At 40.0% G+C, this 23,115-nt stretch carries 19 protein-coding genes and 1 pseudogene; 13 read left to right on the top strand and 7 right to left on the bottom strand.

The window, feature by feature from the left end; all coding sequences use genetic code 11:
- Window positions 1-92 precede the first annotated feature (92 nt).
- The 5 genes and pseudogenes from BUR11_RS02140 to BUR11_RS02120 form a co-directional block, all read right to left on the bottom strand.
- Entirely contained in the window at window positions 93-995 is a 903-nt protein-coding gene (locus BUR11_RS02140) for an RraA family protein (RefSeq protein ID WP_074225072.1), read from the bottom strand.
- 114 nt (window positions 996-1,109) lie between these two features.
- Window positions 1,110-2,387 (bottom strand): mandelate racemase/muconate lactonizing enzyme family protein, encoded by a 1,278-nt coding sequence (locus BUR11_RS02135; RefSeq protein WP_074223182.1) that lies wholly within the window; start codon window positions 2,385-2,387, stop codon window positions 1,110-1,112.
- Window positions 2,388-2,414: 27 nt separating this feature from the next.
- On the bottom strand, window positions 2,415-3,353 hold the full coding sequence (locus BUR11_RS02130; RefSeq protein WP_074223181.1) for an RraA family protein: 939 nt from the start codon (window positions 3,351-3,353) through the stop codon (window positions 2,415-2,417).
- A gap of 56 nt (window positions 3,354-3,409) precedes the next feature.
- A pseudogene (locus BUR11_RS02125) lies at window positions 3,410-3,628 on the bottom strand (SusD/RagB family nutrient-binding outer membrane lipoprotein); the annotation flags it as partial.
- A gap of 329 nt (window positions 3,629-3,957) precedes the next feature.
- On the bottom strand, window positions 3,958-5,097 hold the full coding sequence (locus BUR11_RS02120) for a DUF819 family protein (RefSeq protein ID WP_074223180.1): 1,140 nt from the start codon (window positions 5,095-5,097) through the stop codon (window positions 3,958-3,960).
- Between the two features lie 162 nt (window positions 5,098-5,259).
- On the opposite strand from BUR11_RS02120, the gene BUR11_RS02115 reads away from it, so the two are divergent.
- Both BUR11_RS02115 and BUR11_RS21145 read left to right on the top strand, forming a co-directional pair.
- Window positions 5,260-6,102 carry a VOC family protein gene (locus BUR11_RS02115; RefSeq protein WP_074223179.1) on the top strand — a complete coding sequence of 281 codons (843 nt, stop codon included), beginning with the start codon at window positions 5,260-5,262 and terminating at the stop codon, window positions 6,100-6,102.
- Window positions 6,103-6,114: 12 nt separating this feature from the next.
- Window positions 6,115-6,291 (top strand): hypothetical protein, encoded by a 177-nt coding sequence (locus tag BUR11_RS21145; protein ID WP_159439201.1) that lies wholly within the window; start codon window positions 6,115-6,117, stop codon window positions 6,289-6,291.
- Between the two features lie 151 nt (window positions 6,292-6,442).
- Here the strand turns inward: BUR11_RS21145 and BUR11_RS02110 are convergent, their stop codons facing one another.
- Complete coding sequence (locus BUR11_RS02110; protein ID WP_074223178.1) at window positions 6,443-7,732, bottom strand: glycosyltransferase family 4 protein; 1,290 nt, start codon at window positions 7,730-7,732, stop codon at window positions 6,443-6,445.
- Window positions 7,733-7,826: 94 nt separating this feature from the next.
- Window positions 7,827-9,281: an NADP-dependent isocitrate dehydrogenase gene (locus BUR11_RS02105; protein ID WP_074223177.1), complete on the bottom strand. Its 1,455-nt coding sequence runs from the start codon at window positions 9,279-9,281 to the stop codon at window positions 7,827-7,829.
- A 213-nt stretch (window positions 9,282-9,494) separates the two neighbouring features.
- Between BUR11_RS02105 and BUR11_RS02100 the strand changes: the two genes are divergently transcribed.
- The 11 genes from BUR11_RS02100 (at window position 9,495) to ruvA (ending at window position 22,946) form a co-directional block, all read left to right on the top strand.
- Window positions 9,495-10,280, top strand: coding sequence for an enoyl-CoA hydratase/isomerase family protein (locus BUR11_RS02100; RefSeq protein WP_074223176.1), 786 nt, complete (start codon window positions 9,495-9,497; stop codon window positions 10,278-10,280).
- A 15-nt stretch (window positions 10,281-10,295) separates the two neighbouring features.
- Window positions 10,296-11,798 (top strand): polysaccharide biosynthesis C-terminal domain-containing protein, encoded by a 1,503-nt coding sequence (locus tag BUR11_RS02095; RefSeq protein WP_074223175.1) that lies wholly within the window; start codon window positions 10,296-10,298, stop codon window positions 11,796-11,798.
- A gap of 207 nt (window positions 11,799-12,005) precedes the next feature.
- Entirely contained in the window at window positions 12,006-13,691 is a 1,686-nt protein-coding gene (locus tag BUR11_RS02090; protein WP_074223174.1) for a tetratricopeptide repeat protein, read from the top strand.
- Window positions 13,684-14,424, top strand: coding sequence for a DUF4292 domain-containing protein (locus BUR11_RS02085; RefSeq protein WP_074223173.1), 741 nt, complete (start codon window positions 13,684-13,686; stop codon window positions 14,422-14,424). Before BUR11_RS02090 ends, BUR11_RS02085 begins: the two co-directional genes overlap by 8 nt.
- Window positions 14,425-14,429: 5 nt before the next feature.
- Window positions 14,430-15,677 (top strand): murein hydrolase activator EnvC family protein, encoded by a 1,248-nt coding sequence (locus tag BUR11_RS02080; RefSeq protein WP_074223172.1) that lies wholly within the window; start codon window positions 14,430-14,432, stop codon window positions 15,675-15,677.
- 109 nt (window positions 15,678-15,786) lie between these two features.
- Window positions 15,787-15,984, top strand: a complete 198-nt coding sequence (gene tatA / locus BUR11_RS02075; protein ID WP_074223171.1) for a twin-arginine translocase TatA/TatE family subunit — start codon at window positions 15,787-15,789, stop codon at window positions 15,982-15,984.
- An 18-nt stretch (window positions 15,985-16,002) separates the two neighbouring features.
- A complete protein-coding gene (gatA, locus tag BUR11_RS02070; RefSeq protein WP_074223170.1) occupies window positions 16,003-17,430 on the top strand; it encodes an Asp-tRNA(Asn)/Glu-tRNA(Gln) amidotransferase subunit GatA in 1,428 nt (475 codons plus the stop codon).
- A gap of 14 nt (window positions 17,431-17,444) precedes the next feature.
- Window positions 17,445-18,839 (top strand): LysM peptidoglycan-binding domain-containing protein, encoded by a 1,395-nt coding sequence (locus BUR11_RS02065; RefSeq protein WP_074225071.1) that lies wholly within the window; start codon window positions 17,445-17,447, stop codon window positions 18,837-18,839.
- Window positions 18,840-18,959: 120 nt separating this feature from the next.
- Window positions 18,960-20,057, top strand: a complete 1,098-nt coding sequence (locus BUR11_RS02060; RefSeq protein ID WP_074223169.1) for a DUF4837 family protein — start codon at window positions 18,960-18,962, stop codon at window positions 20,055-20,057.
- Window positions 20,058-20,079: 22 nt separating this feature from the next.
- Complete coding sequence (locus tag BUR11_RS02055) at window positions 20,080-22,350, top strand: NADP-dependent malic enzyme (protein WP_074223168.1); 2,271 nt, start codon at window positions 20,080-20,082, stop codon at window positions 22,348-22,350.
- Entirely contained in the window at window positions 22,347-22,946 is a 600-nt protein-coding gene (ruvA, locus tag BUR11_RS02050; RefSeq protein WP_074223167.1) for a Holliday junction branch migration protein RuvA, read from the top strand. The genes BUR11_RS02055 and ruvA overlap by 4 nt, the downstream gene beginning before the upstream one ends.
- Window positions 22,947-23,115 lie beyond the last annotated feature (169 nt).

Below are 23,115 nucleotides of genomic sequence, written 5' to 3'. Positions count from 1 at the left end.
TTAATTCAATATGATAGAAGGCCAGTTAATAGTAACCAGCAAAAATGCCTCTTTAAAGGCGACAAGCCCTTTCAAGGCTTGGAGGTCAACAATTAGTAATTCCTCTCTTTTAGGTAATTGTCTAATTCCTCTTTCGTCATGGGGAGTTTTCCTGGATAGTTATTTAACCAATCCAAAAAATCCTTTTTGATTTCCTCGGTCCATTGGCTATCAATCTGTCCAGCAAGGTATTTCCCTTCCCGAAGCCTTTGATGTCCAAACTCATCTCTCAGCCCAGTCACTTCAGATGTTAGGACCAATTCCTCTACCAGGTAAGCAGGAATAAAAATCACTCCATATTTTTTGGCCAACACCACATCTCCTGGAAGCACCGTAGCACGACCAATCCTAATGGGGGTATTAATGGAAGTCAACATCATTTGTTGGATATAAGAGGGATCCTGTCCTTTGATCCAGGCATTAAATCCTTTAATTTCCGAAAGGCCCTCCTGATCACGGACTGAACCATTGAATACCACCCCTCTCTGAGATTTAGCAAAAATCGCATTTCCCAAATTGTCCCCAATCAAAGTCCCATCTGCAATTTTCCCATACCCATCTGCCACATAAACATCTCCGTTCACAAGTACATCTATCGGCCAGGAATTTGTCCCTCCTTTAGGGGACCTACCTTCCTTTTCCACTCCTTGATCTTTCACTTGTTTTTCCAAGTCAGGTCTGAGAGGCATGTATTGAGCTGTTACTACCCGTCCAGTCATTGCCTCATTGGGAAGCATAATTTGCCAATCACCTTCGTATTGATTTTGAAATCCTTTGTTTCTCAAAACACCCCAAGCTTCCTCGATCGAAATGTTTTTTAATCGTTCAAGAATAGAGTCAGATACTTTAGGTCTACCATCAGGAAATCGCTCACCCTTCCATTGGGAAGTTAAAGCTTTAATATACTCAGGGGAAGCCCCAACATTTTGTGCAGTTGCTTTTCCTATTGGAAGCATCAGGATGCTACAAAGCACCAATGCCAAAGGATAGCTTTTTTGTAGAAATTTAAAATTCATTAGTCATTCTGGGTTACTTGTTAACATTCAATGCTACTAGAGAAGAGTTCTTGACTATTCAAAAAAGGGAATCCCCGGAACCGCATGCTTTTTCATTCCTTCTTCGTTGATCTCTACTCCAATACCAGGCTTTTCAGAGAGTGTGATAAAGCTATTTTCGGTTCTTGGACCATCGTAGGTCACGATATCTTTCCAAAGTTGATCCTTGTCCATGTAGATCTGCCATTCCATAATTTGAAAGTTGGGAACTGAAGCACAAACATGGCAGCTGGCCATCGCACCTAGGAAAGAGGCCACCATATGGGGTGAAAACGGCACATAGTACAGGTTGGCCAAATTTGCGATGCGTTGGGCTTCTCCCAATCCACCCGCCTTTTGTAAATCAGGCATGATGATATCCAGCGCACCATCTGACAACAGTTTGGTGAAGCCATAAGCGAGGTAGATATTCTCTCCGGCACAAATTGGAGTGCTTGTCTCTTGCGTAATGTGCTTATAAACTTCAGGGTTATCTGCTGGAACCGGTTCCTCTAACCACATCAGGTTCAAAGGCTCATACATTCTAGCCATTTTCAACCCTGTGACTGCATCGTACCTTCCATGCATGTCCACACAAATATCAATGTTGGGACCTACCTCCTCCCTAACTGCTGCGATGGCATTGTACATTCTGTCTATCTCAGCAGGATTTGCGGTCCAATTGAATCGATCATATTTGTTTGGATCCCTACCGTTATCCACATCAAATTTTACGGCATTATAGCCTCGGGAAACAGCATCTCTAGCCGCTGCTGCATAATCATCCGGCGTGGGGTTGGTTGAGGCATAAAGAGCAGTATCGCAATACACACGTATTTTATCCCGGAACTTTCCTCCTAATAATTGGTATACCGGAACATTGAATACCTTGCCTGTTATGTCCCAAAGAGCCGTTTCAATGGCAGTTAGGACAGCCACAAAAATCCCTGATTGGGCTCCACCAAAAAAAGAACCTTTTCGAAGTTGTTCAGCCAGCCGGTTGGGGTTTAAAGGGTTTTGTCCTTTCAGTTGGTTTCCCAGTCTTTTGACTAGGTAATAAGTCCCCTGAATGGCATCCACCGCCTCACCACAACCCCAAACATCTTGATTGGTATATATTTTCACATAAACAGCACCGCGGACATATCCACATTTGATGTCAGTGATTTTCAAATCGGAAGGATTGGAATATTGATTTTGTTTATGGACTGCTGCTTGCAAACCCTGGCCAAAATTGGTCAATAAGCCTGCTCCGGTTAATCCAAGAGCAGCACCTTTTTGAAGGAATGATCTACGTGATTTTTTGTTATTCATCATTGAAATTTAATTAGTACTTATAGGTTACCAGGTTCTTTTCTTTAGGATCTCTTGTATCTGTTCTCTTGCGATCGGTAATTCATCAATATGGTCATTCAACCATTGGGAAAAGTCTTTTTCAATCTCATCAGACCATCTGGTATCTATTTGACCTGCTGTGTATTTCCCTTCTCTTATCCGCTGATGGCCAAACATATCTCTTAGTCGAACTACCTCTGAGGTAACCACTACTTTTTCGGCCAAATGAGCTGGAATAAAGGAAACTCCTCCATCTCTACCCAACACCACATCTCCGGCCATAACAGTAACTTGGTGAATTCTAGTTGGCTTATTGATACCAATCAGCATGGTATTTAAGTCACCGGGTTGATTGTGATGGGATGGGTGATAACTGGATACATAGGAAGTAAAAGAACCAATTTCCTTTAATCCTACGATGTCTCGGATTGCTCCATCATAAATAATCCCGTTTCCGGACTTGGCATAGATGGCATTTCCGACATTATCCCCAATGGTAGGACCGCCATTATGAATTCCAAACTGATCCACCACATAGACATCCCCTGGCACCAAAAGATCCACAGGCCATGAATTCTGACCACGTTTCCCCTCCTTTTTTCCACGCTCGTCAATCGCATCATGGATATCAGGTCGACCGGGCATGAAAGTGGCTGTCAAGGCCCTTCCTACCAAAACACTATCTGGGTTAATCATTAATCCCCAGCCATCTGCATATTGATATCGATACCCCTCGTTCTTCATCACAGCCCAAGCTTCATCATGGGTAACTTCTTTCATTCTTCTTAAAATGTCATCGGATACTTTTGGACGACCATCCTCAAATCGTTCTCCTGTCCACTTCTGGGTCAGAAAGAGCATCTCTTCTTTTGATATTTGTTGGGCAAATACTCCCGAAACAATCAGTATTAATAGAGAAAGGGTGAGTGAGATTTTTTTGATCATAATTTGATATAATTTAAATAAAACGGGGCTCAGTAAGTCCCAAGCCCCGATTATTCTTAGTTGTCCCACCATACTTTGGTAGCAAGATTATCCGGCTCTTGAGATGCTATTGCAGCATTTACATTCTCTGAATTTACTGAAATTTCAGAATTAGGGTAAGTCAACCGATTAATAAAATCCACTTCTTTTCCAGGGAAAGGGTTGGAATCCAAACTAGGGAAGCCTGATCCTCTGAAATTCGCAAATGCCTCAGGACTATTTAGAAAAGAGGACAGATTACACAACTGATTTAAAATCTATATTTTTCAACTGTTTCTTTAGAATGAGAAAATTGTTCCCAACGAAAATAAATTTCTATGAATTGCAAGATTGATTTATTGAAAAAGTGAGGTCATTTCCATTTCTTATGCTTCTCCAAAGCGCAAGATCGTCCGAGTTTGATTTTCGGCTATTTGTGGAACTTTTTGAAAAATCTTGATTAAGACCTAAACCCATAATCGAAATTATATATTACAATATTGCGGTTTTAAGGTAGTAAATTTTATAAATATATCAAACTAAGAATGTTTAAGCATATTTCAGCACCAAAAAGCAAACATAAAAATTAGCCCAATATCCCCGCTATAAAAAATCCTGCGTAAGTCCCAACTGCATTTCCCAAACTCCCCACCAAAATTCCTGGGATTAAGAGATCAGGTCTATTCAAACTTTCTGCTGCCGCTAAAGCGGTGGTATTCCCTCCTACATTTGCTTGGGATGCAACGGTCACCACATCCCAATCAATCTTTAACATACCTCCTAAACCATAAATCACTATCCCATGAACCAGCATCAAAATACTTACGAATAAAATGAACGTTCCTGCAAGATCCCCTATCCCAGCAAGTGTTTTAAAATCACATAGGGTCCCAATCACTCCTAAGAATAGTAAGATTATAAAAAAGCCAATGGTATGCGTGCCTTGAATTCTTTGGATGAAAGAGAATTGGGCTAAAATTAAAGCCAAGGTCGTGAGGGTAATAATCTCGGGAATTACTGGGAAGTAAAGACTTAAGAGCTTAGAAAAGGCCATAGCTAAGAAGGATAATCCAAATATTGCTGCCAAAGCTCCTATCGAGATAAATTCATGAGTTTTTATTTCCCCCAGCTCTCCACTAGGCGGCATTATTTTTTTCCTGGGAAAAAGTTTTTGAAGGTAGCGAGGCAAAAGCAAGGTAATTACAATCCAAGGTGTGCCTATTAAATTATCTACGACCGTCGTAGCTGCAAATAATTCAGCATGTTCATTTACTTGATAGGCAAGAGCCACCGCATTAAAATTAATACTCCCACCTATATAAGTCCCGGTATACATTCCTGCAATGGCATTGGCCAAAGGACCTATTTCTACTGCTGGCTGCACTAAAAACCAAGCGACTAACACCCCTATGATAGTTCCTAAAGCTCCAATCCCAAACATTAATAAAATGGGAAAACCAGCATTTTTAACACTTTTCAAATCCACATCCAATAAGGCAATAAAAATGCCCATGGGTGCCAGATACATAAATACGCTATTATAAATCGGATGCCCCGAGGTGGCAGTGGGAATTATGCCTGAATTGGCAAAAACTGCACAGATCAAAATCACCAAAATTGGAGTACCTATGGTCCTCCCGACTTTATTTTTAGCCAACCAAACAGATAGTAAGACAGCTATGCATAGCATCCCGCTCACATAAATGGGGTCCTGTGTCCAACGCATTTTGGAAAATAGATAAAATATATTTTGAGAATGAGTTATTTTCAAAAAAATGCATAGAAAAGAAAGTTTCCCATCAATCAAACTTTTATTTTATTCCCTATTTTTAATTTAAATATTACTATCAAGGTCTATATTGGATCTATTAACTAATTATTATTCATCATGAAATACATTTTTCAACTGGCAATTTTACTAGTTGTTGCGGTAGCTTGCACACCCGGTGTAACTCCTCCAATCGCTTCCGAAATTTCCACTTCTACCTATACCCCGGGTCGGATTGTCTGGCATGATTTAGCTTCCCCAGACCCGCAAGTATCAGCTGATTTTTACAAGGCTGTATTTGATTGGGATGCCATTCCTTATGGAGAGGGAGATAAAAAAGTATGGATTTTTAAAAAAGGTGACATCCCGGTTGGGCTGATGGCATACTATAAAACTGAAAATAATACAGGTGAATGGATCGGTGCAATTTCAGTCCAAGATGTAGAGTTCTCCACCAGTAAAGCCAAAAGCCAGGGTGCAATCATTTTGAAAAAACCAATGCCAGTAGAAAACAGAGGAATGGTTTCTTTCATCCAAGATCCTCAAGGTGCACACGTATCATTCATTAAATTATCCAATGGAGATCCTGTAATAAAACCGGCAGGCATAGGAACTTTTTTAGGACAGGAACTTTGGTCAAACGATCCTCAAAAATCTGGAGATTTTTATACCACTGTTGTAGGGTACACGAAATCCACCACTAAGGATGGGAACATTGATTACACCGTATTGAAATACGATGACCGTAATTGTGCAGGAATGCTCCAAAATCCATCCACGGGAGTACGATCGCACTGGGTACCTTACATACGAGTAGCGGATGTAAACACCACCGTTGAAAAGGCTAAAAATGCAGGCGCCAAAGTATTGATAAGCCCAAATGCTGATATCAGAAATGGATCCGTTGCTTTATTATTAGATCCAACAGGAGCTCCTCTTGCTGTTCAAGTTTATAACCCTTAATCCAAAAAAATCATGTTAAAAAAAATAGTAATCATGGGCTTATTGATCGGAGTTGCTTTTATTCTTCATAGCTGTTCGAATATGCATATGACTGGTGGAGTAGGAATGAGCTTTTCAGGAGGCCCATATGGAGTAAGAATGACTCCTTCTATCAATGTGGGAATGTATGGAGGTGGACCAAGATGGTAAACTTTTAAAAACAATTTGGTCAAACACAGCCTTATTCACCTCATAACGCAAGGTTATTTAGAGGGATAAAAACTAGGGCTGCTCATTTTCACCTAATCCAAGACCTCTATTTTCAATGCCGTTTTCCAGCTCTGAATCCATCCTATCAAGATCAGGAAAGGGAACTTTCATCCAACAATTCAGCTAGTTGAAAACTTAAATTTTTCCGGGAATAATGATCCATCGAAGCATTTGAACCAAATGCTCCTGAAGATTCAAATAATTTCCGAAGTCTTACTTGAATCTCCACATGGTCCGCATGTGCAATTACTTCCCCCGCTCCTACTGAAGCTAATATTTTGGAAGCATCTCCCTGGGGGTCTCCCAATGCAATTACGGGGATATTAGTTGCTAAGTACTCAAATAATTTACCAGGAATATTTCCCTGTGCATTTTTTGTATTGGTCAAAATCAATACCAGCGCGTCAGCCTTTTCATAAAAGCCAAACACTTCCTCATGAGAAACATATCCAGCATAATGCACATGCTTTCTCAACCAGGAATCCGCTTCAATTTGCTCTTGAACATGGTTACTTACCTTTCCCACAAAAGTGAATGAAACCTGGTCACTAACAGATTTGAATTCTTCTTTCATCGCATTCAGAAGCGGCATTGGATTTCGAATGGAATCTATAATTCCGGAATAGACCAAGTTTAATCGATGGGGCTCTTTTTTCTCCACCTGAAATCGTTCAGGGATATCGGCAGGATCAAATCCATTGGTTAACAATTTTATTTTTCTCTGCGCAAGCTGATTCAAGTCTCGCTGAAAAGTAGGAGAAATTGTAGTGATGACATCTGCTTCTTTCAACACAGATTTTTCCATTTCAGCATGTTTTCTTCGGACCATTGACTTCATCGGAAGTTTATCCAAAAATTCCCATTGAGACCAAGGGTCACGAAAATCAGCCAACCAAAACACTCCTGTTTTCCGCTTCAGATCCCGACCAATTAAATGCATACTATGCGGGGGGCCAGTGGTAATAATCGCTTGGAATTGTCCTGACTTGACTAAGTCAATTAAAAATTTAACAGAGGGTTTGACCCAAAACACTCTTGGATCAGGCACCATCACATTCGCTCTTAACCAGATAGCGGCTTTCTCAATCCAACCTTTCTCTTTCTGTTCCAAAAGCCTCCCTGGATGATTCTTTTTTTTACCGCGTATCTTATCCAAAAGCTGGTAAGGCTCCCATATAGGGAATTTTAAAACCTCCAGTTGAGGAGAAACCTCATCCATTAAAGTCTCATCTTTTAGATCAAAATCAGGATTTTCAGGTGTAAAAATCACTGGTTCCCACCCTGCTTCAGGAAGGTACTTGGCGAATTTCAGCCAACGCTGAACGCCACTACCTCCACTTGGAGGCCAATAATAGGTGATTATTAAAACTTTTTTTGACATAAAAGTTGAAAAGATACAAAGTAGCAATCTTTCAAAAAAGAAAAGAAAAAAGGGAAATGGTCTCCCAAATCCCTTTTTAAGCTAAGTTTCCAAGTTATTCTCCTTGTGCCAAGGAATATCCTCTTACCCCATCAAATGTGTAGAGGTGCTCGGTCTTAATAAAATCAAACCCTAGATCCTGAATTTGCTTTAATAAAGCCAAGACCATGTCATGTGTAATCACATTTTGATCTGCTGTCTTAAACCTGCATCTCCAGTGGTCTGTACAGAATGTTTCTCTCATTCCTTCTGGAAAAACCTTCACTCCTCTATTGGTAATGAGCTGTAGTTGTAGACCATCTACATTGGCTTTTCTTAATCTTTCACCGATCACATTAAAATCCCTGTTATCCTCATCCCAATCAATGAAAACATCCACACCAATAAGCTCTTTCTTTGCTTTTTTCTTTGGAGAAAGCGTGATTTTCATTGGTTCAGTATCTTCTTTATCATAGACTACTGGAGTCATTTTAGTAGGCTTCTGTCCTAATCGATCGATTACTGCCTGCGCAAATTCCTTAGTTCCTACCTTTTTTGAGGATAATCCTTCCTGATAAATATCACCGGTATGAATCCCATCTTCCAAGGTTTTCATCCAGGCATTTGAGATTTTTTCGGCCATTTCCGGCATTCCAATGTGCACGAGCATCATCACCGCACCATTCAATAATCCAGATGGATTCGCAATGCCCATTCCTGCAATATCAGGAGCAGAACCATGAATTGCCTCAAACATCGCTACTTCCTCTCCTACATTTGCAGAGCCTCCCAAACCTACTGAACCCGTCACTTGGGCTGCAACATCTGAAATAATATCTCCATAGAGGTTCAGCGTCACAATCACATCAAAAATCTCAGGTCTTTCTGCGATCAAGGCTGTTCCGATATCAATGATTTTGTGATCATTTTCGATTTCAGGATATTCCTTAGCTATTTCATCAAATTTCTTATGGAACAGACCATCGGCCAATTTCATGATATTATCCTTGGTCATACAAGTCACTTTCTTTCTGCCGTTTTTCTTCGCGTACTCAAAAGCATATCGAATGATTTTCTCGGAGCCAGGCTCTGAAATCAACTTTAAGGTCTGATAAACTTCCTGTGTTTGTCTATGTTCAATCCCTGCATAAAGATCTTCCTCATTCTCCCTGACGATGACCATGTCAGTTTTTGGGAAATGGGTGCGTACAAAAGGAGAAAAAGCCCTACATGGGCGCACGTTGGCAAAAAGTCCAAATGACTTTCTTGTGGTCACATTCAAAGATTTGAAACCACCACCCTGTGGAGTGGTAATGGGTGATTTCAAAAACACCTTTGTTTCTCTCAAAGACTCGAATGCACTAGGATCCATTCCTGAAGAAATACCTTTTAGGTATACCTGCTCACCTATTTCGATGACATCATATTCCAATGGTGCCCCGGCAGCCTCTAGGATAGACAAAGTTGCTTCCATGATTTCAGGTCCGATCCCGTCACCATAAGCCACTGTGATTTTTCTTTTTGAAGACATAGTTTATATAATAGTGGATATAGATTATACTGATTTTCCACAAAAGTAATAAAAATGGACGAGGGAATTTTGGGGAATTTTAAATAAGATGAATCTATTGACTTAAAGCAAAATCCAAGAAAAAAATGAACACTAAACTTAAATTTTTCTAAGTCTCAAAATTTGGGATTGGCTACCCTGCTTGTATATTTGTTTTAAACAGATAAACGGTTTATGGCTGAATTCAATAATATTCTGACTGAGGTAAAAGAAGGCATTCTTTATTTAACAGTAAATAGAGAAGATAAGATGAATGCCCTAAACTTTGATACGCTTGAAGAATTGAAAGCGATTTTTGATGAAGTTGCCGATAGCAAATCTATCAAAGGGGTCATCATCACAGGAGCAGGGGAACGTGCTTTTGTTGCTGGCGCTGACATCAGTGAAATTGCTGAGCTGAACGAGGTAAATGCGCGAAAATTTGCCGAAAACGGTCAGGAGATTTTTAGTATGATAGAAAACCTTCACAAACCTGTTATTGCTGTTACCAACGGGTTTACTTTAGGCGGAGGATGTGAGCTAGCAATGGCCTGCCATATGAGAGTCGCTTCTGCCAATGCAAAATTTGGTCAACCTGAAGTCAATTTAGGAATCATTCCAGGATATGGGGGTACTCAACGACTTACCATATTGATCGGAAGAGGCAAAGCTAATGAATTGATGATGACAGGAGATATGATTGATGCCAATGAAGCCCTGAGTTTGGGATTGGTGAATCATGTTTTGCCTACCAAGGCAGATGCCATGGCGAAAGCCGAAGAGCTCATTGAAAAAATAATTAGTAAGGCTCCTTTAGCAATCGGCATGATTATAGATTGTGTCAATGCAGCATTCTTATCGGACGAAAATGGATTTCAAACTGAAGCAAACTGCTTTGCCCGCTGCGTTAAATCTGGAGATTACAAAGAAGGAACGACTGCATTTCTTGAGAAAAGAAAACCAAATTTCCGAGGAGAGTAATCCCTATTCTCCCTTATGAGTAACTTAAAACAACTTGCCAGCCAGACTGCGATCTATGGTCTCAGTAGCATTTTGGGCAGGTCCATTAACTTTTTATTAATCATTGTATATACCGCATACCTCAGCAAAGAGGATATGGGGGCATTTACAGGGATTTATGCATTAATAGGTTTCCTGAATATTGTATTCACCTATGGAATGGAAACTTCATTTTTTAGATTTTCTACGGGAAAGAACCTAGATCCATCTAAAGTTTATTATACCACTCAATCTCTCTTAATAACCAGTTCACTTGTCTTAGGTTCCTCCCTTTACTTGGCTGCGCCAGTTTTGTCAGAATGGATGGAATACCCTGGACAGGCATATCTTTTTAGATGGACTGCTTTGTTGTTGACATTTGATGCCATTTTGGCCATTCCCTTTGCCAAGCTTCGATTGGAGAATAAAGCCTTGATTTTTGCCAGTGCCAAAATCTTAAATATCCTGATGAATGTCGGGTTCAACCTGATCCTGATTGTCGCTTTCCCTTTTTTAATTACCGAAGGAATTATCCCAGAAGGGTTTCTTGGCTACAGGTCGGAATGGGGAGTGGAATACATTCTTTTGGCAAACCTTTTTGCAAATGGACTTATTGTGCCCTTTGTTTGGTGGAAGGCTGGCATGTTTCGTTTCCAATTGGATTCATCCATCCTATTCCCTATGTGGAAGTACTCCATCCCCCTACTTTTCATGGGACTTGCAGGAGTCACCAACGAACTGATCTCACGGCTTCTATTCGAATACTTATTACCAGAAAACTTTTATCCTGGACTCTCTACCCGTGAAGCAGCAGGAATCTTTGGAGCCAATTTCAAGTTGGCCATTTTGATGAATTTGGTCATCCAGGCGTTTAAGTATGCGGCAGAACCATTTTTCTTCAAAAAATCCAACGATCAGAATTCCCCTCTGCTCTATGCCAAAGTAATGCACGCCTTCATCGTATTTTGTGCCCTTTTAATGATTGCCATTTCTGTCAATTTATATTGGATTGGGCCATTGTTTTTGAGAAGCCCTGGTTATGAAGAGGGCTTGTTTATAGTTCCATCCTTATTAATGGGGTATTTACTATTGGGGGTTTATTTTAATCTTTCCATCTGGTTTAAAATTACCGATCAGACCAACTATAGTTTTTGGATCACCCTGGCCGGAGCGATTGCATCCATCGTGATCATTTGGTCTCTCTTGCCAATTTGGGGGTATTTTGGAGCGGCTCTAAGTACCCTGGGATGCTATTTGATCATGTGTGTGTTATGCTTTTTTTATGGCCAAAAATACTACCCGATTCCTTATCAAACTGGGAAAGGTATTTTCTATTTGATGTTAGGATTTGCGATAAGTTATGGGGGCTTTTACTTGGAGCTTGAACATTCCACAGTGAATTTTATCTTTAAAAATAGCTTGATTTTGATTTTTGGAGCCTTCATTTTTCTATTGGAAAAAAACCAAATCATGTCCTATTTGAAGCGGGACAAAAAATAAATTCTTACTTTTTCATCAGTTTTTGGGATCAATTTTGTTAAATACGTGGTTATCAAAAAGAACAAGCAGACAGAATGTCATTGGACAAGCATCCAACACCTAAAAACCTGTCTATTTGCATAAAAGGCATTATGTTTGTAATCTCAAGCCGAACCCCTACAATACGTGATTTTCAATAGATTCCTTATCATAACTCTAGCTCTGACAATGGCCTCCTCCTTAGGCTATTCGCAGGAAAAACTTTCAAAAAAAGAGAGAAAAGCCCAGGAAACTGAGGCTAAAACTACTCGCTACTACATTGAAGGTGAGAAATACTTGGTGCTTGGCGAGTTGGATAAAGCCTATTTCTATCTACAGAAATCCCTGGAGTTTTCTCCGGAGGAACCAGCCATTCATTACAAAATTGCGGAAGTTCTGTTAAGAGGTAATAAGCCAGAAAAAGCACTTCCTTATGCTGAAACGGCTGCAAACTTGGACATAGAAAATAAATATTATGCACTGATGGTGGCTGAGATATATACCAACCTCAAACAGCCGCTGAAAGCTGCAGAAATATTGGATCGATTAACTGCAGACGGAGAGCATAACCAACAGTACAATTTAGACCTGGCTTCCATTTATCTAAGTGCCGGCGAGTTTGACAAAGCTTTGGTAGTATTAGATAGAGCAGAAGAATACTATGGAGTAATGGAACCGGTTACCACGCAAAAGCAACGGATTTATTTAAGAAAGAACAATCTTGAGAAGGCCATTGAAGAAGGTGAGCGCCTGATTGAAGCAAAGTCTGGTAATCCGGACTATGTTTTAAACTTAGTAGAGATTTTATATAACAACAATCGAAGTGACCAGGCTTTGGACTTGGTAAAAGGAGAGTTGGCAAAATTCCCTAATCAGCCAGAGTTACATATGGCTGCTTATACCCTACAAAAAGAAAAAGGACAATTAGAAGCATCGGAAAAATCAATTATCACTGCTTTTTCCAACCCTGATTTAGACCCTCAAGTGGAGTCTAAAGCCTATGAATCTTTGATTAATGAGATGCAAACCTCTGAAAGGGATTCCTTATTGAACACCCTAGAAGTTTTAATGCTTCAAAACCATCCCAATGATGCATCAGTTTTTGCAGCTATTGGAAAAAGAAGGATGAAAGAAGGTAAAAAAGAGGAAGGTATAGGGCACTTCAAAGCTTCTTTACAAATAGACCCCAAGAATGCAGAATTATTAGAACAAGTGATCACCAATTCCTTTGGTGAAAATGCTGATTTTGCTGAGGTGGAAAAGTTCACAATCATGGGTGTGGATGAATTTCCAGAAAGACCAGAGTTTTGGTTTTATGATGGTGTGATTAAGAATGCCATGAAAAAAGATTCCTCAGCTATTATTTCTTTGGAGAAATCTATGGAAATCAATGCAGGGAAAAATATCGGGTTGGATCAAGCTTCTTATGGAGCCTTGGGAAATGCTTACTATAATTTAGGTGAAAAAGATAAAGCCTTCGAAAACTTTGACATGGCCATCAAGCTCAACCCAAATGATGAGCAAGTACTGAATAATTACGCCTACTTTTTGTCGTTAGAAAAGCGTGATTTGGATAAAGCCAAAAGCATGTCTGAAAAAGTTGTTAAAAGATTTCCAAACAATGGCACTTTCCTTGATACACATGCATGGGTACTGTTCCAAAGCGGAGACTACGAAGGCGCCAAAAAATACATGGATCTTGCACTAGAACATGAAGCTGAGCCAAGTGGTGTGATGTTGGAACATTATGGAGATATTTTATACCATTTGGGAAAGAAATCTGAGGCCATCAGCTATTGGAAAAAAGCTGAAAACAGCCCAGAAGCTTCAGACAAACTTCCTCAAAAAATTAAAGAAGGAAAATACCATGAATAAGCTTTTTGCAGGATTTACAATTCTGTTGGCTATTGGATTTTTATCAAGCTGCGCAAAAAAAAATGTGGCTTACCAAAGCAACGGGAAAATGGAAGACTTTTCCCCTATTTACAATGACTACGATTTTTTATCTGCAAAAGCCAAAATAATAATTGAAGAGGCCTCAGGTAAAATTACTCGGGGCTCCATGAATGTAAGAGCAAAAAAAGACAGCGTCCTATGGTTTACCGTTTCTCCCGGATTGGGGATGGAAGCGGTCAGAGGCCTAATAACCCAAGATAAAATCCAAATCAAAGACCGAATTGGTAAAGAAGATATCAACCTCACCTTTACGGAATTTGAAACCATTTACGGATTGAAATTATCCTTAGATCTATTCCAAAATATACTTTGGGCAAACCCTCCTATTCCTTTTGATTACAAAGATCGATTGGTTCGGGTAGGGAAAGCATTTGAGCTTACCCAAATCCGGGACAAAGTGAGGTATTTCAGTAAGGTGGATGTCAACACTAGAAAAGTATCGGAATTGGTCAGTAATTCTTTAGACGACCGAGGTTCTTTGTTGGCTAGCTTCCCTAATTTTCAGGAAGTGGATTCACAGCCATTTCCCTTAGAAGTGCTTTACAAATTAGCCTATCAACTGCCAGAGGGAAGTCAAAATACCATCATCAATTTGGAGTGGAATTCCATTGAACCTCACGCAGATCCTTTAACCTTCCCATTCAGATTTTGATTTCGATGAATAGGAAAAATCTAATCATTTCTACCCTCCTGTTGGTTTTCGTTTGCTGCCTTTCAGTAGATGTAGCAGCGCAGACAAAAAAGACAAGGGAGCAACTAGAAAGAGAGAAAGCGGAAGTTCAGGAGCGACTTAGGGAGTTTGATAAGATATTAAAGCAAACCACTGCTATTAAGAAGAACTCCATTGGAGAATTAAATGCAGTGACCCGAAAAGTTCAAACGCAATCCAGATTAGTCAATACCCTAGACCGAGAAATTAAATTATTGGACCAGGAGATTCAACAGACTGAATCAAAAATCAAAAAACTTAAACAGGAATTAATCGACCTGAAAGCAGAATATGCCAGAATGATCTATAATACCTCTAAACTCAATCGAGGTTTATCAATTGTATCATTCGTATTCAGTTCAGGCAGTTTCAACCAACTGTACATGAGGTTGAAATACTTAAAACAATATACTGATAACCGGAAACAGCAAGCTGAGCAGATTCAAGCTGTCAGTGTACAATTGGCAGAAGAACAAGTTTCTCTAGATCAGAAAAGAGCAGAAAAAGAAAAGGTGTTGGAAGAAGAAAGGCTTGAAAAGTTGGCCTTGGATAAAGCCAGACAAGAGCAACAAGGTATCGTCAACAACCTGTCTAAAAAGGAAAAAGAGATTCAGAAGCAAATTGCAGCCACTAAAAAACAACAAGACCAATTGAACCGTATGATCAAGCAGGTGATCGAGGAGGAAATTAGACTTGCAGAGGCTGCAGCCAAAAAATCCAATAGCAACACTACCAAAAGTGCAGGAAGTAGCATGCCAATGACTCCGGAAGTTGCAGCTTTATCAAGTTCCTTCGCAGGAAATAAAGGACGCTTACCTTGGCCGGTAGAAACCGGGTTTATTGCCCAGGGTTTTGGCACCTATCCACATCCTACCTTAAAAGGAATCACCATGGATAGTGACGGCCTGGACATCCGGACTCAACCAAATTCCAATGTCCGATCGGTATTTGATGGTACGGTCACAAAAATTACGACCATGCCTGGTTTTGGCGGAACAGTAATCATCAAACATGGGGAATATTATACCATGTATAGTAAGCTTAAAACCATCTCTGTAAAATCAGGGCAATCTGTCAAAGCAAAAGACGTTATTGGTCAGGTAGCTACAGGACCTGATGGGCAAGCGGAGGTCCATTTCCAAACATGGAAAGGATTAAATGTAATGGATCCTGCCACCTGGATCACGTCCAAATAGTTTAAATTATCGTATATTTATAAAAAAGAACAACTCTGCACTGATTACTTTGCGTAAGCAGATGACAGTTATATCTTTGCAGGACATTTACCCTTAAACATAAATCATCATGACTACATTGGGTTTCATTCAAAATATGGGCGGAGGTTCGATTGTATTAATCGTACTTGTCGTTCTACTATTATTTGGTGCTAAGAGAATCCCTGAATTAGCACGCGGTTTAGGCCGTGGAATCAGAGAATTCAAAGACGCTACAAAAGACATTCAGAACGATCTTGAAGAAGGGCTGAAAGACAAAAAGAAATAATCTCGTAAGCCAATAGCATTGGAAAAATTCATTTCATTCGACGAAATCAAAAAATCGCTCGAAAAAAAAGAAACTGATTGTAGAGCAATCGTCAATCATTATCTTCAAAACATTAAGACGAAGGCGCACTTAAACGCCTTCGTCGAAGTTTACGAGCAATCTGCTTTAGCGCAAGCTGATTTAGTCGATCAAAAGCTTTCTGAAGGAAAAGCCGGTAAACTTGCCGGGATGGTCATCGGCATCAAAGATGTACTTTGCTTCGCCGGACATGAGGCCAATGCCTCTTCCAAAATCCTTCAGGGTTTTGAATCTCAATTTACTACAACCGCCATCCAGAGACTGATCGATGAAGATGCCATTATTATCGGCAGACTTAATTGTGATGAGTTCGGGATGGGCAGTTCTAATGAGAATACTGCCCATGGCAAAGTATTAAATGCACTGGACGAAAGCCGAGTTCCGGGAGGATCCTCCGGAGGTTCGGCCGTCGCGGTTCAGGCTAATCTCTGCACAGCCTCCTTAGGTACTGACACAGGGGGGTCTGTAAGGCAACCAGCAGCATTTACTGGAGTAATAGGGATGAAACCTACTTACTCAAGAATATCAAGATGGGGCTTGATAGCCTATGCATCTTCTTTTGATACCATAGGTACTTTCACCAAAACGGTGAAGGACAATGCCTTACTTTTAGAAATCATGGCTGGACATGATGAGTTTGACAGCACATCTTCCAGAAAACCGGTTCTACCCTATAGTCAACTTCTTCATTTTGACAGAAAAGCTAAAGTTGCTTATTTGAAGGAAACCATCGAGTCTCCTTCCCTGCAAGAAGAAATAAAAGAGAATACGCTTTCAGTTTTAGAGAAATTAAAATCTGAAGGACATGAAGTTCAGGAAGTGAATTTCCCATTATTAGACTATATTCTTCCTACTTATTATATCCTTACCACGGCAGAGGCTTCTTCCAACCTTTCGAGATTTGATGGCGTTAAATATGGGTACCGCACTCCTAATGCTCACAATTTGGAAAGCATGTACAAACTGAGCAGAAGCGAAGGATTTGGTGAAGAAGTCAAACGTAGAATAATGCTTGGTACATTTGTTTTAAGTGCGAGCTATTATGACGCCTATTTTACCAAAGCACAAAAGGTCAGAAGGTTAATAAAAGACTTTACTGAAAATCTTTTGAATGATTTTGATTATATTATAATGCCGACGACACCATCTACAGCGTTTAAGTTTGGCGAACATAGGGATGATCCAGTGGCCATGTACCTGGAAGATCTTTATACTGTTCAGGCATCTGTATCAGGTGTGCCCGCTATCTCTATTCCCAATGGAAAGGATTCCAAAGGCATGCCAATAGGATTACAGGTAATTTGCAACTCATTTAAGGAAGCTGAACTCTATGCATTCAGCAATTATCTAAGTGCTTTAACCTCATAAGAAAATTTTTAATGATGAAAAAAAACTGGAACAATCTATTCTTACTTGCGATTATTACTTGTTTGACTCCTTTGTCTCAGGCTTTTTCTCAGGACGATCAACTTGTTGCTGCGTCTACATTTTCTGAAGATGAGGTAATTCCCAATTACCATTACGAATACATTCCTGACTTCACCTATGATGAGGTGGCCGATCGGATATCCAAAATGGATACCGAAATGCCTTTTGAATTGAATGACAGAATTTTTTCATTCATCCAATATTTCACAGTTAGAAATAGAGATTACACCCGTATGGTCTTGGCCAGAAAGGATTTGTTTTTTGACATGTTTGATGAGACACTCAAAAAACATGAAATGCCATCCGAAATCAAATACCTTTCAATAATTGAATCAGGACTCGATCCCCAAATTAGATCCCGAGTGGGTGCCATTGGACTTTGGCAATTTATGCCTGCAACAGGTAGAATGTATGGCATGTATGTCAACAGTGAAATAGATGACAGAATGGACCCTGAAAAATCCACTGAAGCCGCAGCCAAATATTTAAAATCCTTGTATAGAATGTTTGGTGATTGGGAAGTAGCCATGGCTGCTTACAATTGCGGGCCAGGAAATGTCAGAAGAGCTATTCGAAGATCCGGAGGAAAGAAGACTTTCTGGGGTATTTACAATTACTTACCAAGAGAAACCAGAAGTTATGTTCCCCAAGTACAAGCAATGCTTTACATTTTAAACCATTTGGAGGAACACAATCTTCATTTGGAAGATCCTACGTATTACCAAGCCACTGAGAAAATACGTTTTGACAGAGCTCTTAACTTAACAAAACTGGCTGAATTAACGGACCTCTGCACCAAAGATTTAGAATCTCTAAACCCATCTCTAAAAAGAGGAAAGGTGTCTGATGTCAACAAAAGCATTGCCCTCAATCTACCTAAAGCCAAAGCTTCTTTTGTCAAACAAAACTTAGCTTGGTTGAGTGATTCTCTCAACAACACACCTACCACCTATCTGACAGATAATGGTAAGTTCATGTTAAAACCAATAGAGGATTTGGTAGAAGAACCAGAGTTGAATGCCATCACTTACAAAGTGAGATCCGGTGATGTCTTGGGTAAAATCGCTTCGAGACATGGGGTTACCGTCACCCAAATTAAATCATGGAATGGCCTCTATTCAAACCTAATTAGAGTTGGCCAGAACTTAACAATTTATTCCAGTAGCACACCAGCAGTGGCTGAAGTAAGAACCAATTCTTCTGGTCAGTTGCTTTACACGGTTCAACCAGGTGATTCTCTATGGATCATTTCAAGAAAACATGCAGGCCTTACCGTAGACCAAATAAAAAGGTTGAACAACCTTAACAGTAATAATATCAAACCTGGTCAAAAGCTGATTATTGGTTGAAAAAGCAATAGTTCAACTACTTAGCCAAGCTTTTTTTTAACTCCTTTTAAATTTTTAAGTAAACCAGAATCCTTACATTTAGGTTTGACAAGTATCTTATTAACACAAATTCATCAGAATATGAGCGCTCTAAAATATATATTCGGAATCCTTTGCATAGGCTTTTTGCTTATTGCCTGTGAAGGAGACCCCAACCGTGCTGACAGTACCAAACCCAAAGCTAGAGGAACTATAGGGGAAATAATTTTGGTCATCGATTCTGCCAAATGGGCTGGCCCTGTTGGAGATGAATTACGAGATATTTTTGAGGCAGATCTTCCAGGAATGATCAGATCTGAATCAAGGTTTAAAGTAAATCGGGTGGACCCAAGAGCGATGACCCGAATCCTTAAAATGTCTACCAATCTAATCTATGTTACCACATTTGATGATAAAGGGGCCGCTAGTCAAGTGATCAATTCCCAATTCTCGAAAGAGTCTAAAGAAAGAGCGGAAGCAGACCCAAGTCTCTATACATTGAGAATGGAAGATGAATATGCCATTGGCCAAGAAGTACTTTATCTTTTTGGAAATACGGAAGAGGAATTGGTAGCCAACCTCAAGAAAAACAAAGCCAGATTGATCAACTTGTTTGAAGTAAGGGAAAGAGGAAGGTTAGAGAAAATTATTCTTGCTAGAAAGAATACAGCTGCTTCCGCAGAAACGGAAAAGAATTTAGGAATTCAGGTAAATGTTCCAGCCTCCTATCAAATTGCAAAAAGTAAACCTGGTTTCGTTTGGTTGAGACAACCTACTCCTACAGCGAATAGAGCAGACATTAGCCTGTTCTTTTATGAAACTGATTACACCAGCGAAGAGCAGACGTTTCCTGCCAATATTGTCAAACTTAGGGATGAAATCACTAGACAAGAGATTTTTGGAGATCCTGAGGACCCAAATTCTTTTATGGTTTCAGAAAAACAAATCCCTCCTGCTTTCCGAAACATGGTTATAAATGATAATTTTACGACTGAAATTAGGGGCTCCTGGAAAACTAATAATTTGAGCATGGGAGGCACCTATCTTGGGTACATCATGGTCGACGAAAAGAAGGGAAAACTGTATTACATGGAGGGCTTCGTTTTCTACCCGAATGAGGTTCACAGAGATGCACTTCGTGAAATAGAGACCATTCTTCTAAACACAAATGTTAGTTGGACTGAGGAGCAGGGGTCCTGACCCAAACTAACTTAGAGCTTTTATGGCAATTAAAATCCGCAAAGAGGACGCACTCAATTATCACACCCAAGGAAAAGCAGGTAAAATTGAGGTAATCCCTACCAAGCCTTTATCCAGTCAGATGGATTTGGCTTTGGCTTATTCACCCGGGGTAGCTGAACCTTGTAAAGAAATAGCTACCGACAGCGAAAAAGTTTATAAATACACTGCCAAAGGAAACTTGGTGGGCGTAATTTCCAATGGAACCGCAGTATTAGGTTTAGGCGATATTGGTCCTGAGGCATCCAAACCAGTCATGGAAGGAAAAGGAGTTCTTTTCAAGAAGTTTGCTGGTATTGATGTTTTTGACATTGAAATCAATGAAAAAGATCCTAAAAAACTAATTCAGACCATCAAGTCTCTGGAGCCAACTTTTGGGGGAATCAACCTAGAAGATATCAAGGCACCAGAATGTTTTGAAATTGAGGAGACGTTAAAAAAGGAAATGAAAATCCCGGTCATGCATGACGATCAGCATGGCACGGCGATTATTTCCGGAGCTGCATTACTCAATGCATTAGAACTGGTAGAAAAAAATATTAGTGATATCAAATTGGTGGTCAATGGAGCAGGTGCTGCAGCCATTTCCTGTACCAGATTTTACATAACACTAGGGATCAAAAAAGAAAATATCGTCTTATGTGATATCGAAGGAATCTTGAGATCCGATCGTCCTGACTTGGATGATATCAGAAGAGAGTTCGCCACAGACAGGGATATTTATACCATCAACGATGCATTGGTTGGAGCAGATGTGTTTTTGGGACTTTCTGCCGGAAATGTAATTTCCCAGGACCAATTGAAACTCATGGCAGCCAATCCGATCGTTTTTGCCTTGGCCAATCCAGATCCTGAAATCGCCTATGACCTTGCCATAGCTGCAAGAGAGGATTTAATTATGGCTACCGGAAGATCCGATCATCCCAATCAGGTAAATAATGTCCTAGGTTTCCCATACATTTTTAGAGGAGCACTCGATGTAAGAGCTACCGCTATTAATGAGGAAATGAAACTTGCAGCAGCTCATGCTATTGCCAAACTTGCCAAAGAGCCTGTTCCAGACATCGTGAACAAGGCGTATGGGGAAGATAAACTAGGTTTTGGAAGATTTTATTTGATTCCTAAACCTTTGGACCCTCGTCTCATAACCACGATTGCCCCAGCTGTTGCTAAAGCGGCAATGGATTCAGGAGTGGCTAAAAGCCCAATTTTGGACTGGGAAGCCTATGAACTGGAACTTCAGGAAAGAATAGGCATCGATCAACGATTAATGTCTGTGGTCATCGCCAGAGCGAAGAAAGATCCTAAACGAGTAGTATTTGCTGAAGCGGACAACAGAAAAATCCTGAAGGCAGCACAGATCCTGAAAGACGAGAAGATTGCCATTCCGATCCTTTTAGGGAATAAAGAACGTATTCTGACCCTTATCAAGGAAAACTCATTGGATTTACAAAATGTCACCATTATTGATCCAATGGAAGACAGTAAAAAACTTTCTCAGTTTGCGGATATCCTTTTTGCAAAACGTCAAAGAAAAGGAATGACCTATGGCGATGCCTCCAGATTGGTCACTCAAAGAAATTACTTTGGAGCGATGATGGTGGAAACAGGTTTAGCGGATGCATTTATTTCTGGTCTTACCAGAGATTATCCTAAAACTGTCCTTCCTTCCTTACATACCATTGGAGTCAGACCAGGCACTAAGCGTGTAGCAGGGATGTACATCATGAACACGAGTAAAGGACCTTATTTCTTTTCTGACGCCACGGTTAACTTGAATCCAACTGCTGAAGAATTGGTAGAAATAATAGGCTTGACCGCTGAGGCAGTGAAGTTCTTTAACATTGAACCAAGAATTGCCGTGCTTTCTTATTCCAATTTTGGTTCTGCCAAAGGAGATATTCCTGATAAAATGGCTAAGGCAACAGCCATGGCCAAGGAAAAATATCCTGACTTGATTATTGAAGGAGAAATGCAAGCCAATGTGGCCCTGAATGATGAAATACAAAAGGAGATGTATCCATTCTCTAAATTGATCAACAAAAAGGCGAACACCTTAATTTTCCCTGATTTAAGTTCGGGAAATATTGCCTACAAACTTTTGGCTGAATTAGGAAATTCCGAAGCTATTGGCCCAATTCTTTTGGGAATGAACAAGCCTGTTCATATACTCCAATTAGGTAGTTCCATTCGCGAAATTGTAAATATGGTAGCGGTAGCCGTTGTAGATGCTCAATCCAATGGAAAATCATGATAGACTATCTTAACGGGCGGCTGGTATTTAAAGATCCTACCTATGTACTCATTGACATTGGAGGGATTGGATACCATGTCAAAATATCATTACAAACATACAGTGCCATTAAGGATGAGGAGCAAATCAAGCTCCTCACCTATCTCCATATAAAAGAAGATGCCCATACCTTGTATGGGTTTAAGGAAGAGGCAGAAAAAAGGCTCTTCCTATTATTGATCTCCATCAATGGTGTAGGTCCTAATACGGGCTTAATGATCTTATCTTCTTTAAATACCAAAGAAATTGAACATGCAATTCTTTCTGGAGATGTGGCTACCATCCAGCATGTCAAGGGCATTGGGGCTAAGACTGCCCAACGCATCATATTGGAGTTGAAAGATAAAATAGGAAAGGATGTGGGCTCAGATGCTTCTGCTTCCCAAACTGGATTTTTAAGATCTGACAATAAAGTTCGAGAAGAAGCGTTAAAAGCCTTAATTACTCTTGGTTTCCCAAAAACAGCCGCTGAAAAAAACATCGCTGCTGTATTGAAAAAAACCACTGGAGAAATTTCTTTAGAAGAATTAATTAAAGCATCTTTAAAGACACCATAATTTGAAGCTGCATTGAACTTTCGGAAGTTACTGACTTTTTGCAGGAGGAGGTATTTCGGTGGTTTGCCCAAATACTTCATCCTGTTTGGGTTTATTCTGGCCTTTTCTACTTCCCAGGCTCAACAAACCGTATCCGATAGCCTCCAAACGCGAATCGATTCTCTTAACT

The sequence above is a fragment of the Algoriphagus halophilus genome, assembly GCF_900129785.1.
GTDB lineage: Bacteria > Bacteroidota > Bacteroidia > Cytophagales > Cyclobacteriaceae > Algoriphagus > Algoriphagus halophilus.
Note: the sequence above shows the minus strand (reverse complement) of the source record. Positions and strands in the feature narration are given on the sequence as shown.